The 15,775-nt window shown below is 52.6% G+C and carries 18 protein-coding genes; 9 read left to right on the top strand and 9 right to left on the bottom strand.

The genetic code is table 11. From position 1 onward, the window contains the following. The first annotated feature begins 43 nt into the window (after nucleotides 1-43). The gene (locus ACTUJZ_RS14415) at nucleotides 44-889 is read left to right on the top strand and encodes a virulence factor BrkB family protein (protein ID WP_463637114.1); all 846 of its coding nucleotides are present in this window, start codon (nucleotides 44-46) and stop codon (nucleotides 887-889) included. Nucleotides 890-951: 62 nt separating this feature from the next. On the opposite strand, the gene ACTUJZ_RS14410 is transcribed toward ACTUJZ_RS14415, so the two are convergent. After that, complete coding sequence (locus ACTUJZ_RS14410) at nucleotides 952-1,590, bottom strand: DUF2959 domain-containing protein (protein ID WP_463637037.1); 639 nt, start codon at nucleotides 1,588-1,590, stop codon at nucleotides 952-954. A gap of 1 nt (nucleotide 1,591) precedes the next feature. Continuing rightward, entirely contained in the window at nucleotides 1,592-1,834 is a 243-nt protein-coding gene (locus ACTUJZ_RS14405; protein ID WP_463637036.1) for a hypothetical protein, read from the bottom strand. Between the two features lie 143 nt (nucleotides 1,835-1,977). Here ACTUJZ_RS14405 and pip point away from each other — a divergent pair, with 143 nt between their 5' ends. The 3 genes from pip to ACTUJZ_RS14390 all read left to right on the top strand — a co-directional run bounded on the left by pip (nucleotide 1,978) and on the right by ACTUJZ_RS14390 (nucleotide 4,370). Continuing rightward, entirely contained in the window at nucleotides 1,978-2,952 is a 975-nt protein-coding gene (pip, locus tag ACTUJZ_RS14400; RefSeq protein ID WP_463637035.1) for a prolyl aminopeptidase, read from the top strand. Continuing rightward, a complete protein-coding gene (gene dtd, locus ACTUJZ_RS14395) occupies nucleotides 2,949-3,389 on the top strand; it encodes a D-aminoacyl-tRNA deacylase (RefSeq protein ID WP_463637034.1) in 441 nt (146 codons plus the stop codon). Before pip ends, dtd begins: the two co-directional genes overlap by 4 nt. A 69-nt stretch (nucleotides 3,390-3,458) precedes the next feature. Next, complete coding sequence (locus tag ACTUJZ_RS14390; RefSeq protein ID WP_463637033.1) at nucleotides 3,459-4,370, top strand: bifunctional GNAT family N-acetyltransferase/hotdog fold thioesterase; 912 nt, start codon at nucleotides 3,459-3,461, stop codon at nucleotides 4,368-4,370. 74 nt (nucleotides 4,371-4,444) lie between these two features. Here ACTUJZ_RS14390 and rpoH read toward each other — a convergent pair whose 3' ends face one another. Continuing rightward, nucleotides 4,445-5,299 carry an RNA polymerase sigma factor RpoH gene (gene rpoH, locus ACTUJZ_RS14385; protein WP_463637032.1) on the bottom strand — a complete coding sequence of 285 codons (855 nt, stop codon included), beginning with the start codon at nucleotides 5,297-5,299 and terminating at the stop codon, nucleotides 4,445-4,447. A 398-nt stretch (nucleotides 5,300-5,697) separates the two neighbouring features. Between rpoH and ACTUJZ_RS14380 the strand changes: the two genes are divergently transcribed. Next, complete coding sequence (locus ACTUJZ_RS14380) at nucleotides 5,698-6,906, top strand: EAL and HDOD domain-containing protein (protein ID WP_463637031.1); 1,209 nt, start codon at nucleotides 5,698-5,700, stop codon at nucleotides 6,904-6,906. 70 nt (nucleotides 6,907-6,976) lie between these two features. Beyond that, nucleotides 6,977-8,215 (top strand): EAL and HDOD domain-containing protein, encoded by a 1,239-nt coding sequence (locus ACTUJZ_RS14375; RefSeq protein WP_463637113.1) that lies wholly within the window; start codon nucleotides 6,977-6,979, stop codon nucleotides 8,213-8,215. Between the two features lie 3 nt (nucleotides 8,216-8,218). Here ACTUJZ_RS14375 and ftsX read toward each other — a convergent pair whose 3' ends face one another. Genes ftsX through ftsY form a run of 3 tightly spaced genes read right to left on the bottom strand, consistent with a single transcriptional unit; the run spans nucleotide 8,219 to nucleotide 11,483 of the window. Then, a complete protein-coding gene (gene ftsX, locus ACTUJZ_RS14370; RefSeq protein WP_463637030.1) occupies nucleotides 8,219-9,199 on the bottom strand; it encodes a permease-like cell division protein FtsX in 981 nt (326 codons plus the stop codon). Next, nucleotides 9,196-9,885: a cell division ATP-binding protein FtsE gene (ftsE, locus tag ACTUJZ_RS14365; protein WP_463637029.1), complete on the bottom strand. Its 690-nt coding sequence runs from the start codon at nucleotides 9,883-9,885 to the stop codon at nucleotides 9,196-9,198. Before ftsE ends, ftsX begins: the two co-directional genes overlap by 4 nt. A 26-nt stretch (nucleotides 9,886-9,911) precedes the next feature. After that, nucleotides 9,912-11,483: a signal recognition particle-docking protein FtsY gene (ftsY, locus tag ACTUJZ_RS14360; RefSeq protein WP_463637028.1), complete on the bottom strand. Its 1,572-nt coding sequence runs from the start codon at nucleotides 11,481-11,483 to the stop codon at nucleotides 9,912-9,914. A 66-nt stretch (nucleotides 11,484-11,549) separates the two neighbouring features. Here ftsY and rsmD point away from each other — a divergent pair, with 66 nt between their 5' ends. Next, entirely contained in the window at nucleotides 11,550-12,161 is a 612-nt protein-coding gene (gene rsmD, locus ACTUJZ_RS14355; RefSeq protein ID WP_463637027.1) for a 16S rRNA (guanine(966)-N(2))-methyltransferase RsmD, read from the top strand. Here the strand turns inward: rsmD and ACTUJZ_RS14350 are convergent. Together ACTUJZ_RS14350 and ACTUJZ_RS14345 are read right to left on the bottom strand one after the other, a co-directional pair. Further along, entirely contained in the window at nucleotides 12,158-12,736 is a 579-nt protein-coding gene (locus ACTUJZ_RS14350; protein ID WP_463637026.1) for a YjaG family protein, read from the bottom strand. The two genes, rsmD and ACTUJZ_RS14350, sit on opposite strands and share 4 nt — an antisense overlap. Next, nucleotides 12,737-13,342, bottom strand: coding sequence for a YhgN family NAAT transporter (locus tag ACTUJZ_RS14345; protein WP_463637025.1), 606 nt, complete (start codon nucleotides 13,340-13,342; stop codon nucleotides 12,737-12,739). It lies immediately after the preceding gene. A 130-nt stretch (nucleotides 13,343-13,472) separates the two neighbouring features. Here ACTUJZ_RS14345 and ACTUJZ_RS14340 point away from each other — a divergent pair, with 130 nt between their 5' ends. Beyond that, nucleotides 13,473-13,655 carry a helix-turn-helix domain-containing protein gene (locus ACTUJZ_RS14340; RefSeq protein WP_463637024.1) on the top strand — a complete coding sequence of 61 codons (183 nt, stop codon included), beginning with the start codon at nucleotides 13,473-13,475 and terminating at the stop codon, nucleotides 13,653-13,655. Between the two features lie 40 nt (nucleotides 13,656-13,695). On the opposite strand, the gene pepB is transcribed toward ACTUJZ_RS14340, so the two are convergent. Next, on the bottom strand, nucleotides 13,696-14,979 hold the full coding sequence (gene pepB, locus ACTUJZ_RS14335; RefSeq protein ID WP_463637023.1) for an aminopeptidase PepB: 1,284 nt from the start codon (nucleotides 14,977-14,979) through the stop codon (nucleotides 13,696-13,698). A 57-nt stretch (nucleotides 14,980-15,036) separates the two neighbouring features. Here pepB and sfsA point away from each other — a divergent pair, with 57 nt between their 5' ends. After that, on the top strand, nucleotides 15,037-15,738 hold the full coding sequence (gene sfsA / locus ACTUJZ_RS14330) for a DNA/RNA nuclease SfsA (RefSeq protein WP_463637112.1): 702 nt from the start codon (nucleotides 15,037-15,039) through the stop codon (nucleotides 15,736-15,738). Nucleotides 15,739-15,775: the final 37 nt, after the last annotated feature.

Below are 15,775 nucleotides of genomic sequence, written 5' to 3'. Positions count from 1 at the left end.
GCTGTTGAAACTGGCAAACCCAACGGCCCTGTGGCAGACCTGTCTGCCCCATATGCGCCGCTTTGTGCTGGTCTTTATTGCCCGCTGTAAACGCGACAACATCACCATCTCGGCTGGCCATCTGGCTTATGTCACCCTGCTGTCGCTGGTGCCGTTTATCATGGTCACCTTCACCGTGATGAGCGCGTTTCCGGCATTTAAAACCGTGCGCAGCAAGATTGAGCAATTTGTATTTTCTAATTTTGTGCCCACCGCCAGTGATGTGGTGTACAAGCACATGTCGGATTTTGTCAACAATGCCTCAGAGATGGGGGCGGTGGGGATCTTATCCCTGCTAGTCGTAGCCCTGCTGTTGATTTCCAATGTGGATAAGACCCTCAACCGTATCTGGCAAACCCCCAGCGAACGCCCTATTGTGTACACCTTTGCTATTTATTGGATGGTGATCACCTTAGGGCCCATGCTGATTGGGACCAGTGTGGTGGTCAGTTCCTATCTAACCGGCTTTGCGCATTTTGCCGAAGCCTATACCCCCGGGCTGGGTACCTTACTGCTGGAGATGGTACCCAGCATCGCCACCTTGCTGACCTTTATCATCTTGTACATGCTAGTGCCCAACCGCCGGGTCAAAGCCCGCTATGCCATCCCCGGGGCGCTGGTGGCGACCTTGTGTTTTGAGCTGACTAAAAAAGGCTTTGCCTATTATGTTACCGACTTTGCCTCTTACCAAGTGATTTATGGGGCGCTGGCGGTGCTGCCTATTTTGTTTTTGTGGGTGTATGTGTCCTGGGTGGTCATTTTGTTGGGTGCCGAATTTACCTGTAGCCTCACCGATACTTTTGAAGACACCAAGGCAACAAAGGAGCCGCGCAAGCTGCCTGTTGAATAGACACAAAAAAGGCCATCGGGACTGCCGGTGGCCTTGTTCAGTGCGCTCTGTTACAGGAGGGTTTAGCGCATGGTGGCGATAAAGGCATCCGATTCAGCGATGGCTTTATTCATCTCTTCAATCAGCAAACTCACATCCCCTTTGATGGTGGTCAGTTCGCCTTGCAACGAGCCGATGGCACTGGCGTTCAGGTTATGCTTTAAATACAGCACATTGTCCTGCAGACGTTGTAAGACCGGATCCATCTTGCTTTCGGCGCGGCGCATGGCAGCCAACATGTCGTCATAACGGCGCTGCGTCTGGCGCAATTTGGCCTCGCTTTCCCGGCGCAGCTTGGCATTTTCGTACTCGTTGAGCTCATCATCCCATTCTTCAAACAGGGCTTCGGCCACACTTTGCACTTTGTTGATGCGATCGGTCACTTCCTGCGCAGCGGCCTGGCTGTCCTGATATTCATCATTGAGGGCGTCATAGACTTCTTCGAGCTCGCCGCCTTCAAAATTCACCAGGGCACTGAACTCTTCCAGCGCCGAGCTAAACTGCTCCTGGGCATCCTGCTGGGATTCCTTGGCATTTTCAACGCGGTCTACCATGATGTCACGTTTTTCCACACCCAGCTTTTCCCAGGCTGAATAATAAGCCGACTGACAGCCGGTCACACCCAACACCAGCGCGCCCGCTACAAACAGTTGTTTTAGCATTTTAATACCTCGCTTCCGGCCCTTTGTAGACCGCTGCATCAATGATGGCCCATAAATGAAACAGTGCGCCAATGGGCCAGACAAAAATCAAAATCACCGTGGCGGCCAACGCATAGCACACGCCGGTAATGATAAAAAACATCAGTGCCTTTAGTACTCGGCCCTGCAATAATTGGCCTAACCCGGGGATAAAAAAGTTACACAATGCGGCGATTACATTGCCGCCAGAGCCTTGCCCTGCCATAGTGATTTCCTCAAGTTATTAATTTTAAATGAATAATTATGCTCATTAGCCTATTCGCATGATAATGCTTTTAACTACCATACGCGTATGGTTTACTGTAAAGCTAATTCAAAAGCGATGTTGAAACAACGCACTGCAACAAAATGAAACGACTTTATCCTGACATCGGATGTTACGCCAGTGGGTTTGTGACCACCCAGGATGGCTGCGAGCTGTATTATGAGCAAAGTGGTAACCCAGATGGGATCCCGCTGCTGTACTTACATGGCGGGCCCGGCGCAGGACTCTCGCCCAACTATAAGCGTTTTTTTGATGCTAACCGCTATCATGTCATTGCCTTTGAACAGCGCGGCTGCGGGCGTTCCAAACCCTTTGGCTCGTTGCACAACAATACTACCGCCAATACCCTGGCCGATATTCAGCAACTACGTCGTCATCTGCGTATAGATCGCTGGGTATTGTTTGGCGGCTCCTGGGGCGCCACCCTGGCGCTGCTGTCGGCCATCGATGCGCCAGACCATGTGCTTGGGCTTATTCTGCGCGGGGTATTTTTAGGCCGCGAGGAAGATCGCAACTGGTACCTCGGTCCGGACGGCGGCGGTGCGCAGCTGTATCCTGAGCACTACGAATTGTTCACCAAGGATATTCCCAAGCCCCACACGGTCGACAACATTTGTCGCTGGTACCAACAGCAATTTAATCATCGCCATGAGGCGACCCGGCTCTCCGCGCTCAAGCGCTGGTATGTCTGGGAAGAGCGCTTATCGCGGTTATGCCTGCCCCCCGGCACCGGCGATTTTACCACCCACTACCCGCTCTCTCTGGTCACCTGTCTTGCCAAACTTGAATGTCACTATCTGCTCAACCACTGTTTTATCGAAGAAGATTTTATCCTCCAGCATCTGCATAAAATTGCGCACCTGCCCGGTGCTATCGTCCACGGCCGCTATGATGTAATCTGTAAAACGCAGGCCGCATGGCAATTGCACAAAGCCTGGAAAGGCAGTGATTTACACATTGTCGGGGAAGCCGGCCACAGTACCAGTGAGCCTGGCATCGGCCTGAAACTGTGCCGGGCCAGCCGTGATCTTTCCCGTCAGTTGCAAGGAGTTTTATGATCGCATTGATTCAACGCGTCAGCCGCGCCGAAGTGACGGTGGCCGGGCGTTCCACCGGCGCCATTGAGCATGGCATGCTGGTGTTACTGGGGGTAGAAAAAGGTGATGGCCAGGCGCAGGTGGACAAACTGGTGAAAAAGCTGACCCACTTTCGCATGTTTAACGACGAACAGGGCAAGATGAACCTGAATGTGCAGCAAGCTGGCGGGCAGATCCTGTTGGTGTCACAGTTTACGCTGGTGGCCGATACCCAAAAAGGCAATCGCCCGGGATTTTCCCGTGGTGCCAGCCCGGCCCACGGCGAAGCGATTTATCAGCAAGCGGTGGCCGCATTGGCTGCTACCGATGTACCGCTGGCCACTGGCGAATTTGGCCCAGACATGCAGGTATCACTGGTTAATGATGGTCCGGTGACCTTTCAGTTTACCTTTGACTAATCAGGTAATAAGGCAGATGCTGGTGGCACTATCAGTAAGGGTTCATGTTATGTGGATAACGGGGTTATTGTGTTCAAAGTTGTGACACCGAAAACCGAAGAGCAGTTAGCGCAGTATTTTAACTTTCGCTGGACCTATCTGCGTCAGCCATGGAATTTTCCGCCCGGCTCAGAAAAAGACGAGTACGAGTCGGTGGCCGAACATCGCGTGCTGGTCAACGGTAAAAACGAGATCGTGGCCTGCGGCCGGGTCCATCTAAACACTGCCGAAGAAGCGCAGATCCGCCACATTGCGGTGCATGCTGACTACCAGCGCCGTGGCTTAGGCCAGATGATGCTGGGGGCACTGGAAAATGTGGCCCGGGACCTGGGCGCCACCCGGGCAGTCACCAACAGCCGAGAAACCTCCATTGCGTTTTTTTCCTCGTGTGGCTTTGTGATTGAGCGTGAAGCCCCTAATGAGCTGGGCATGTTAAAGCGCCAGCAAATGGTGAAAAAATTATCCGACCCGCAAAGTTTGATTTTGCACCCTAAGTGGTGCAAGGAATTGCAGGATACCTGGACCGATACCATCCCCATTACCGAGCACATGGGGATCAAGCTGCACCGTTATTCAGGCAATACCTTGGAAACCCGGGCATCGCTGAATAAAAACATCAATATCCATGGCACTATGTTTGCCGGTAGCATTTTTTCGCTGGCTACCCTGACCGGCTGGGGTTTACTGTTTTTGCAGCTCAAAGAGCGCCAGCTGAGCGGCGATATTGTGCTGGGTGATGGCAATATTCATTATCATAAGCCCATAACCATGAAGCCTCGCGCACTGTGCAACATTGAATCGCTCAGTGGCAAATATGGCTTGCTGGAAAAAGGTAAAAAAACGCGCTTTACACTGCAAGTGGATATTTTAGATGATCAAATGCCAGTGGCTGAATTCAAAGGCGTATATTGGGTATTGCCCGCCAAATCCGCCAGCGACTGATTTTCCGCCGGACAGCAGACACAAAAAAAGCGCCTTAAAGGCGCTTTTTTATTCTGACAGCGATTACTGTCTGCTTAAGCCACCATGGCAGCCTGCAATTTTTTCATCGCATTTTTTTCAATCTGGCGAACGCGCTCGGCAGAGACTTCATATTTATCGGCCAGATCCTGCAAAGTGATCTTGTTATCTGCTAGCCAGCGGGTTTCGATGATATCCTGGCTACGTTCATCCAAGGTCTTGATAGCCGAATACAAGCGCTTGCTGGCATTGGCATCCCAATCCTGGTTAATAACATCAGTTTCCACATCGGTGCTCTTATCTTCTAAGAACTGCACCGGGGCAAAGTTGCTGTTTTCATCATCATCAGCGCCTAAATCAAACGCCTGGTCCTGACTGCTCATGCGCGCTTCCATCTGCAGCACTTCTTTAGTGCTCACGCCCAGCTCATCGGCCACTTTTTTCACTTCAGCGTGGGTAAACCAGCCCAGACGCTTTTTGGCTTTACGCAGATTGAAGAACAATTTGCGCTGGGCCTTGGTGGTCGCCACTTTGACGATGCGCCAATTTTTCAGCACAAACTCATGAATTTCGGCTTTAATCCAGTGCACAGCAAATGACACCAGACGCACACCCACAGCCGGGTCAAAGCGTTTTACCGCTTTCATCAGGCCAATATTACCTTCCTGAATCAGGTCCGCCTGGGGTAACCCATAGCCAGAGTAAGATTTAGCAATATGCACCACAAAGCGCAGGTGGGACATCACCAGCTTACGTGCTGACTCCAGGTCTCCCTCTTCGCGAAGTTTCAAGGCCAGTGAACGCTCCTCATCAGCGCTAAGCATTTTGATTGAGCTTACCGCCTGGATGTAGCCTTCGATGCTACCATTTTGAGGAACCGATAGGGCCATTGATTGCATTGTGTTGCTCATAATCACCTCAGTTATTTAAGCACACCATTGTACCAAAATAAGCATTGCATTGCGAATGACGCACCTGCATTTTGCGCAATGTAAAGTTATAACGATTGATTGACAATATTCAAGCAATAAAATTCCGTTAAACACACATTTTGAGCATTCTTTGCATGACAAATCGCCAATTGCAGTGTAGATCTTAATAAGCCATTGCGGTAATTTTGCATCGTGGTGCGTAGTGCAATAGCTATTCACCGCTCTGGCCGATTCTTCCTGCCCGCTTCACTGCGCTTACCACTAAAAAAAGCAGCAAGGATTATGCCAAACGCAGGGATGGTATCAAGTAAGTCGTTGACCGCTTTTTGTATACGCCGCCATGCCTTAATACCGCTGACAGGAAGAAGGAGTTTTACATGTTTGCTTATGTAGCACGTCAGCCAATTTTTGATGCCAAGCAACAGCTGTACGCCTACGAACTACTCTTTCGCGATGGCAAAGCCAATGGCTTTCCCGACATTTCGCCCGAAAAAGCTACTTCCCGGGTGTTGTCTTCCACCCATTTAAGTCTTGGACTTGAACAGGTTACCGGCCCTTACCAGGCATTTATCAATTTTCACCAGGATACCCTGCTGCACCATTTTCCGGTCTCGCTGGACCCGGCCAAAACGGTAATTGAAGTGCTTGAAACCGTAGAGGTCAATGTAGAGCTGATTGAAGCATGTCGCCAATTAAAAAAAATGGGCTATAAAATCGCCTTAGACGATTACGACCTGGATTCCAAATGGGAGCCGTTTTTAGAGTTCACCAGCATCATCAAATTTGATATCAGCCTGACCTCGTATGAAAAAATTGCGCAGTTAGTGCCCGATTTGAAAGCGCGGGGCATTAATCTGCTGGCTGAAAAGGTCGAAACCTACGACGAATATAATCAGTATCTGGAACTGGGCTTTGACTATTTTCAAGGCTATTTTCTGGCCAAACCGGAACTGGTAAAACATAAACAATTTACCGCCAATCAGCTGACTATGGCGGAGCTGCTGGGCCAAGCCAGTGCGCCGGCCCTTGATATGCAAAAGGTCAATGACATCATTGCGCGTGACCCGGCGCTGACCTTTCAGCTGTTTCGCTATATCAATAATCCTCTGGTCAACAAACGCAATAAGATCTCATCATTACGCCATGCGCTAAATTACATGGGTGAATTTGAGCTGAAAAAATTTATCGCGCTGCTGGCGTTATCTAATATGCGTGAGGACGGGCCGGATGAACTGCTGACCCTATCGCTGATCCGAGCAAAGTTTTGTGAGCTGGTTACCCAACAAGCCGGCCGCAGTGACACCAGTGCCGCCTTTTTGGTGGGCTTATTGTCGCTGCTCGATGCTATCATCAAACAGCCTATGGACGAGCTGGTGGAAAAAATTCCCCTGGACGAGGAAGTGCGTGATGCCTTGTGCCAAAGTCCCGGCTGGTTGTATCACTGCATGCAGGCGGTACGCTTTTTTGAAACCGCACAGTGGGCGGGCGTGAAGCAGTTCGCCACTAAATATGAATTAAAACAACCTGATCTGCACCGCTGTTATACCGAAGCTGTCAATTGGGTTAATCAGGTGCCACTGCCCTAAGCATAGGCAGCGCCGTACCCATGTTGAAAATAGGGCAGTTGCTGTTGCAGCGCCACAGTAGGAAGCCATGATGTTTGCGTTTATCGCTCGCCAACCCATATTGGACCGACAAAAAGATGTCTTTGCCTATGAGTTGTTATTCAGAGACGGCAAGGGTGGCACCTATCCGGATTTGTTGTCTGACAAAGCCCGCAGCATCGCTGAGCAATTCAACCCGCTCGGCTTGGACGATATCAGCGCCGAAAAAAAATCCTTTATCAGCTTTTCCAGTGACACCCTGATGTCCCGCTTTCCGACCAACCTGGACCCAAATCAGGTGGTGGTTGAACTGGCTGAAAACCCGTATGGCCAGGATGGTCTGATTGAAGCCTGCCAGCATATCAAGCAACTGGGCTTTAAGCTGGCACTGGATGATCCCATGATGCTAAGCGGCGAACATAAAGTGTTGCCGCTTATCGACATCGTAAAAGTGGATATTGGTAGGGTTCAGTTAGCGCATGCCCGCCAACGCATGAGCCAGTTTAGCCAGGCGCGGGTGCAGTTGATTGCTGAAAATGTGAACACGCCGGTGATGTTTGATCAATGCCGCGACCTGGGGTTTGATTTATTCCAGGGCTATTTTTTTGCCTCGCCGGAAATTCGGATTGCCCGCCAGTTGCCGGCCTCACGGCTCAGCCTGGTGGAGCTATTGGGCGAAAGCAGCAATGAAAAATTTGATTTAAACCGCATCAATCAGATCATTGAGCGGGATGCCGCGCTTAGCTATCTGTTGCTCAAATTTATCAATAACCCCACCATCAATAAGCGCTTTCGCATTGATTCGCTTAAACATGCTCTGACCTACATGGGCGAGGTGGAAATTAAAAAATTTATCGCGCTTTTGGCGTTAACCCACTTAGGCGACAACAAGCCATTGGAGCTTATCCATATGTCGCTGGTACGGGCGCGCTTTTTTGATTTACTGGCGCAACATCGGGGGCAAAAAACCAACCCGCCCATCGGCTTTTTGGTAGGCCTGTTCTCGTTATTGGATGCCCTGCTGGACCAGGATATGCTCAGCATTGTGCGCCAGTTGCCACTGACCGACGAGGTCAATGATGCGCTGCTGGGCAAAACCACCGAATACAATCATTACATCAGCCTGGTACGGGCCTTTGAAAGTGCTTTGTGGCTCAATGTGGTCAAACAGTCTAAAGCCCTGGATACCGACCAAAAGCTGCTGCACAGCCTGTACAACCAGGCCATTGTGTGGGGTAACAGTGTGCGTACCACCATTTCCCAGCATTACCCGCGCCCGCGGGCCAGCTAACTGTTATTTGGGCTCAATCTCGCGCACATGACGTTGCACTGAGATGAGTGAGCCCAACAGCCCCAGCGTCACAGACAATCCCAGCATTACCAGTAAGGCGGTGCCGGTGAGCCCGGTAATATTGAATTCTTTTTGATACAGACTGGCAAATGCCTGGATACTGCTGTCCATCCACCACAAGATGAGAATCACCGCAAACCAGGCAATCAGGCCGCCGAGCAAGCCGTACCAAAAGCCGGTGTATAAAAAGGGCCGGTGGATAAAGGCATCCGTGGCCCCCACCAGTTTCATCACCAATATCTCATCGCGCTTGCTTAAAATATTCAGCCGGATGGTGTTGCCAATGATCAGCACCACCGAGATAAACAACAAGCCGCCAATCAAGGTCACCAGCTCGCGCGCAATATCTAACAGCCCGTACAGGCGTTCCAGCCATTCGATGTCCAGCTTGCCCAGCTCGACCTCGCGCTGCTGGGTTAGTTTATCCAACAGCCGCTGCGCGGCCGCGGGTGAAGCATGCTTGCTGGTGGGGGCCACCAGTACCACATCCGGTAGCGGGTTGGCTTCTAAATAGGCCATAGCATCGCCTAAGCCAGATAATTGCTGAAATTCTTTTAAGGCCTCATCGGCCGGAATATAGGTCACCGCCTCAATCTCAGGCCAGGTTTTCAGCCGGGTCAGCAATTGCTGCGCGCTGGCGGCGTTGGTGCGCTGCTCCAAAAACAACGAAATCTCAGAAGCCTGCTGCCAGCCGGCGCTGATTTTTTCGGTATTTTTAACCAGGATGTACAGGGTGCTGGGTAAGGTAATACTTAAGCCCAGTACCGCGATGGTCATCACCGAGGCCACCGGCTGACGCCATAATTCACCCAGCGACGCTAAGCCCTGACGCAGGTGCGACACACACACCATGATCAGCATTTGCATCATGCTTACCCGGCTGTCGCTGGCGCCCTGGGCGCGGCCTTTAAATAACAAACTCATGCTGGCTGGGCTCCGTGTTCATCGTTCAGGCCATCGGTGATCATGCGACCATCTTTTAAGGTCAGAGTGCGGTATTTCATGCGTGCGATCAGGCCCAAATCGTGGGTGGCGATGAGCACCGATACGCCAGCCTGATTAAAATCTTCAAACAGGCGCACAATTTCCATCGACAATTTAGGGTCCAGGTTACCGGTAGGCTCATCCGCTAACAGCAGCGGTGGCTTGTTGACTACCGCCCGGGCAATGCCCACCCGCTGTTGTTCTCCGCCAGAGAGCATAATGGGTAGATCGCGGGCTTTGCTGGTCAGGCCCACCATATCCAGTGCCGCATGCACCCGGCGGCGGGTTTCTTTGTGGGTATAGCCTTCGATAATCAACGGCAGGGCCACATTATCAAATACCGTTTTATCCATCAGCAGTTGATGGCTTTGGAAAATCATGCCGATATCACGGCGGATATAGGCAATCTGACGGCGCTTGATCACATTTAAATCATGGCCGTTGATCAACACCCGGCCCACCGTGGGCCGCTCCATAATACTGATAAGTTTGAGCAGGGTACTTTTACCGGCGCCGGAGTGGCCGGTTAAAAATGCCATCTCACCGGGCGCAATATGAAAATTCACCTTACTGAGCGCGCGTTGCCCGCCCGGATAGGTCTTACTCACCTGTTCAAATTTGATCATGCCTGCATCCTCTGGCCTGGTGCTGCTTAGCGCCGTCCTTCTGCTTCGCTGAACAGCGCATCGATAAATTCATCACCGTTGAAGCTGCGCAAATCATCAATGCCCTCGCCCACGCCGATATAGCGGATAGGGATACCAAACTGATCAGCAATGGAGAAGATGACCCCGCCTTTGGCCGTACCATCCAGCTTAGTCAGGGTAATGCCGGTCAGGCCCACCGCTTCATTAAACAATTTGGCCTGGCTGACCGCATTCTGGCCGGTTCCGGCATCTAAGGTCAGCATCACCTCATGAGGCGCATCCGGATTGATTTTCTTCATCACCCGCACCACTTTTTTCAGCTCTTCCATCAGATTGTTTTTGTTCTGCAAGCGACCGGCGGTATCGGCAATCAGCACATCCATCTTGCGCGATTTGGCGGCTTCCAGGGCATCGTATAACACCGAGGCACTGTCAGAGCCGGTGGGCTGAGCAATTACCGGAATAGAATTGCGCTCACCCCACACCTGCAGCTGTTCGACCGCCGCCGCACGGAAGGTATCGCCGGCCGCCAGCATGACTTTTTTGCCATCTTGTTGAAATTGTTTGGCCAGCTTGCCGATGGTGGTGGTTTTCCCCACCCCATTGACACCGACCATCAGGATGACAAATGGTCCCTGGCTGGCATCATGCTGTTGCATTCTTTCAGCCAGCGGTGCCTGCACTTCATGCAACATGCCGCGCATCTGTTCTTTCAGAATATCCAGCAGCGCCTCAGCATCTTTTAATTGCGAGCGCTTGGCTTTGTCGGTCAGATTATCGATGATGGTCTGGGTGGTGTTCATGCCCACATCAGCCACCAGCAGCTGAGTTTCCAGCTCTTCGTACAAGTCATCATCGATGGTTTTGCCCTTGAACAGGCTGACAAACCCACTGCCCAGGTTCGCCCGGGTGCGTGACAGGCTGTCTTTAAGCCGGGCAAACAACGACCGTTTTTTAGTCTCCGGCGCCGTTTCTGGCTGAGCTTCTGGGGCTGGTTCAGGCTCTGGGGTGATGTCAGGCTCTGCTTCAAGCTCAATGGCAGGCGGGGCTGCGGTGTCAGCTTCATTGGCGGTAACCGCCTCGCCGGCTGGCGGAGCATCCTGCGCTGGCTCTTCAGAAAGAGGCGTTTGTTCTGGTTCAACAACAGGCGCTGACTTTTCAGCAACAGGCTCTTGTTGCGCTGAAGGCTCCTCATCCGCTGAAGGCTCTTTTGGCGCTAAATGCTCTTGCTCCACCGCCGGTGAGGCTGGGGTGGGTTCTTCGGCCGCGGGCTCAGGCACCTCTTCCACCGGGGTAGGGTCTACCGACACAGGCTCCTGGCGGGCGGCTTTGGCAGTGTTTGCTTGTTCTTGCTGCTCTTGTTCTTCCAGCGTCTGCGCCACATCAGCATGGGCGTTATCCAACTGGTCTTCCTGAGCGCTCTGGGCAGTTTCAGCCGGGGCATCAACCTGCTCGGGGGCCGGTTGCTGAGGCTCTTGCTCAGCGATATCAGCGTTCTTTGCTTGTTGTTCTGCCTCTGGGGCGGGTGTTTTTTCAGATTTTTTGTTTTTGCGGAACCAGCCAAATAGTTTCGACATTGTGCGGACAAACCCTTATTAATTCAGTACAAATTCGGCTACACTTGCCAGCCTGTAATAGCCGTTATGATAACATTGTCAGCCTGTATGAAGCGAGCGCGTAAATCACCCCGCCCCAGCGCCTCAGGGCGCGGCCAGATCAGAATCATTGCCGGCCAGTGGCGTGGCCGAAAACTGCCAGTGACCGATGCTATCGGCCTGCGCCCTACCACCGACCGCAACAAAGAAACATTGTTTAACTGGCTGATGCAAACGGTCAACGGGGCACGCTGTCTGGACATGTTTGCCGGCAGTGGCGGGTTAGGCATCGAAGCCTTATCCCGCTATGCCAGTTCTTGTGTGTTCATCGAGCAGGATAAACAGGCAGCGCGCCAGCTTAGCGCCAACCTTAACCTGTTACAGGCTCCGGCAACAGTCCTCTGCGCCGATGCCTTGAGTGCAGTAGCCCGGCTCAATGAGCAGTTTGACCTGGTCTTTGTCGACCCGCCCTTTGGCCATAACCTGGTTAACCCGGCAATCAATGCCCTGCTCGAGCATCAGCGGGTGCAATCGGGCAGCCTGGTGTATGTGGAACAAGAGCCGGATGCACCGGCTCTGAAATTCCCAGCCAGTTGGCAGATCCTCAAACAAAAAACCACCAGCGGGCTAAGTTACATGCTCATTGAGGTGGGCGACTAAAGCTCCAAGCCAATGTTCGAGATGCCGGCTTCCAGCGCGATGGCTTTGAGCTGGTCGGCACTGGCAGCATTGGCGCGGGCAGCTTCGGTGGCATCCAGTAACTCTTGCTGCACTTCCACTTCAAAGGCCATCAGCGGATGCGCTTTAACCGTGTCATCGGTAGCTTCCTCGGTCAACAGCAAAAAGGCCTCCACCGAGCCTTGTGATAATTTACTTACCACCACCGCGCCCTGCTCATCCTGTTTAAGCAACAGCTGTAATACCGCCGATAACGCAATGGCTGCATCGATGGCAGGATATACGCCATAAAAATCATAATCCTGGGTGTCGGGGGTCACAGCTTCGACTTTTTCCAGCTGTAGACCAAAGTTAATTTTACTTTTGGGGCTGCACAGCCATTCCCACACCAAATCCAGACATTTGCGGCAGACACCTTCATCGGCATAGCCGGTGGCCTGACAAAACAGCTGATAGTTAGGCAGCATCCGCTCTAACAGAGCAGCGCTAAAGGCCACCGCCTGCCAGCCTTCCAGCGCCCGGACCCGGGCAAAGGTATTGAGTTTTTGCGACGCCATTTAAAACATTCCTGTGGATGAGTGGGTAAAGTACTGACGAATTCCATCCAGCAACATCTGAATCGAAATCATCACCAGAATCATGCCCATCAGGCGTTCCATCGCGGTCAGCCCGCGCTCGCCCAGTAAGCGGTGAAAGGTACTGGAAAACATCAGGATCACCGCACTGATGACCCAGGCCACACCCAGGGCCAGTGACCAGTCGACCATGCGATCCGGGTTTTGATTGGCCAGCAGGATCAGGGCTGCCAGCGTTGACGGGCCGGCAATCATCGGAATCGCCAGCGGCACCAAAAAGGGTTCTTCGCCCACCGCCAGACCCAATGGGTTGCCAGACTGCGGAAAAATCATGCGCAAGGCAATCAAAAACAAAATGATACCACCGGCAATGCTGACGGTTTCTTGCTGCACATTTAAAAAGTCCAGTACGGCCTGGCCGCTGAACAAAAACACAAACAAGATGGCCAGGGCCAGTAACAGCTCGCGGATCAGAATAAAGCGGCGCCGTTTCGGCTCGATGGATTTGAGCACCGACATAAATACCGGCAGGTTGCCCAGCGGATCCATAATCAAAAACAGCATGACCGCAGCCGACCAGGTATCCATCAGCAGCACTCCTTAAGATCTAAAATTTAATACGTCTTTTTGCCACACATACGCAAAAAACGCTGTTTATGTCGCAAATTGTCGCATTTACGCTTAACTATTACTATCCACAATCGAAAGGAGACAAACAATGGCGTTGATGAGTGTACAAGAGGTAGCAAATTTTTTGGGTGTGCAGCCCAGCCGGGTGGAACGGTTACAACGTGAAAGTCTGTTACTATCTCGCAGTCAGGATGACGAGGGACAACCTTTATTTGACCAGCTGCAGGTAGAGGCTTACCAGCAACTGGCCGAACGTTTAGGCGGACTCTAGCCCGCCTGAGGATGGAGTAACGGGGCCAGCCGTAGCCGGCTTAAAAATCTGCCAGCATGCGGGCAATTGAGCGAATGCCTTTGGCGGTGGCACCAACCGGCATTTGGCTGGTGGCTGCGCCATGATAGGCAGCGGCTAAGTCCAGATGCACCCAGCCTTTACCCTGCGGATTCACAAAGCGTGACAAAAAGCCCGCGGCATTGGACGCGCCACCGGCACCACCGCCTTTTTGCGAGGTGCTGTTAGCGGTTTCAGCAAATGCCGATGGGCAGCGCGACTGATGAAAAGGCTCCAATGGCAATGGCCAGAATTTTTCGCCTTCCTGGCGCGCACTGTCCAACATCTTGTCGCGGGCGACGTCATCCATGGAAAACACCCCATGGTAATCTTTACCCAGTGCCACCATGGCCGCACCCGTCAGGGTCGCTGCATCAATAATCAGCGGGGCGCCGGTTTCTTCAGCCCGGATCAGACCATCGGCTAACACTAAGCGGCCTTCAGCATCAGTATTGACAATTTCTACCGACACACCATTTTTGTAGGTCAGCACATCACCCAGCTTGTAAGCATGGCCGCTGATCAGATTTTCGGCGCAGCATAACAGCAGTTTCACCCGCTTTTGCAGGCCCTGCATGATGCCTAAGCCCAGCGCGCCGGTCACGGTGGCCGCACCACCCATATCACATTTCATATCCAGCATGCCTTCGCTGGATTTAATCGAATAGCCGCCGCTGTCAAAGGTAATCCCTTTGCCTACTAGCACCGCGTCCACTGGCGCATCGGCATCGCCGGTGGGGTTATAATCCACTTCCAGCATGACCGGTGGGCGCACACTGCCGCGCCCGACATTGTAAATACCAACCCAGCCGGCTTTTTGCAGATCTTCACCCACAATCATATCAACCGTGACTTTGTCGCCGCCCAACTCTTTGATCCAGTCGGCTGCGCGCTGAGCCAGGGTTTCGGGTGATAAATCTTCCGGCGTATCGTTGACCAGCTGCCTGGTAAAACGCATGGCCTGATAATGCTGTTCCAAACGTGACTTGTCGTCAGTGTCGGCCCAGCTGATCTGGCCGGCATTGCGCGCGCGGGTGTAGCTCATGGCAAATGCCCACTGCTGCTCAAAGCTCCAGTCACCGGCTAACTGCACACGACGAATGTTGAGGGAATCCAGGGTCCGGGCGGCGGTAGCAATGGCGGTCAGCGCGTCGGCAGCCGCACCAATGTGGATCACCGCACCGTCAGCATGCATACTGAAGGGCGCATTATCGCCCCACTGGCTGGCGGCCGCATCGGCCGACAAGGAGACCTGAAAATCTGTCATAACATTTCCTTAGTTGCTTGTTACACTGCACCCCTTATTTAGCTGGCACAGATGATTATGTTGTTCACTACGTCGTTATTGCGCGGAAAGCTTATCCGCCGCTACAAACGGTTTTTGGCCGATGTACGCTTAGAGGATGGCCGCGAGGTTACCGCTCACTGCCCCAACACCGGGGCTATGACCGGCTGCGCCGAACCCGGCTTTACGGTGTACTTAAGCGAATCCGACAACCCGGCCCGTAAGCTGGCCTATACCTGGGAACTGGCCCAGGACTGGGACGGCCATTTTATTGGCATTAATACCCATAATGCCAATAAGTTGGTAGCGGAAGCGCTAAATAACAAGGTGTGTGATGCATTTTGTGGCTATGACAGCATTCGTCGTGAGGTCACCCCGCCCGGTGCCAGCTCGCGTTTTGACTTTGCCTTAAGCAATCAAGCGCACACCGCCTATATGGAGGTCAAATCGGTGACCCTGGCCGAACAGGGCACAGGCTATTTTCCCGATGCAGTAACCACGCGGGGCGCGCGCCATTGTCAGGAACTGGCGCACTTGGCCCGCCAGGGGGTGCCCACCACGCTGGCATTTTGCGTGCAGCACAGCGGAATTGAAAAGGTCACCGTGGCAGCCGCTATTGATCCTGTGTATGCGCAGGCCGTAAAGGATGCTCATCGCAGCGGGGTGCGGATGATGGCGTTTGGCTGCCAGATAAATCAACAAAAAATAGAGATAAATCAGACACTCCCGATTATATTGTAAAAAACAGGTTGATTTTTTCGGCGACGACGCCATATTT

The sequence above is a fragment of the Alteromonas sp. WD8-37 genome, from assembly GCF_055326825.1.
Note: the sequence above shows the minus strand (reverse complement) of the source record. Positions and strands in the feature narration are given on the sequence as shown.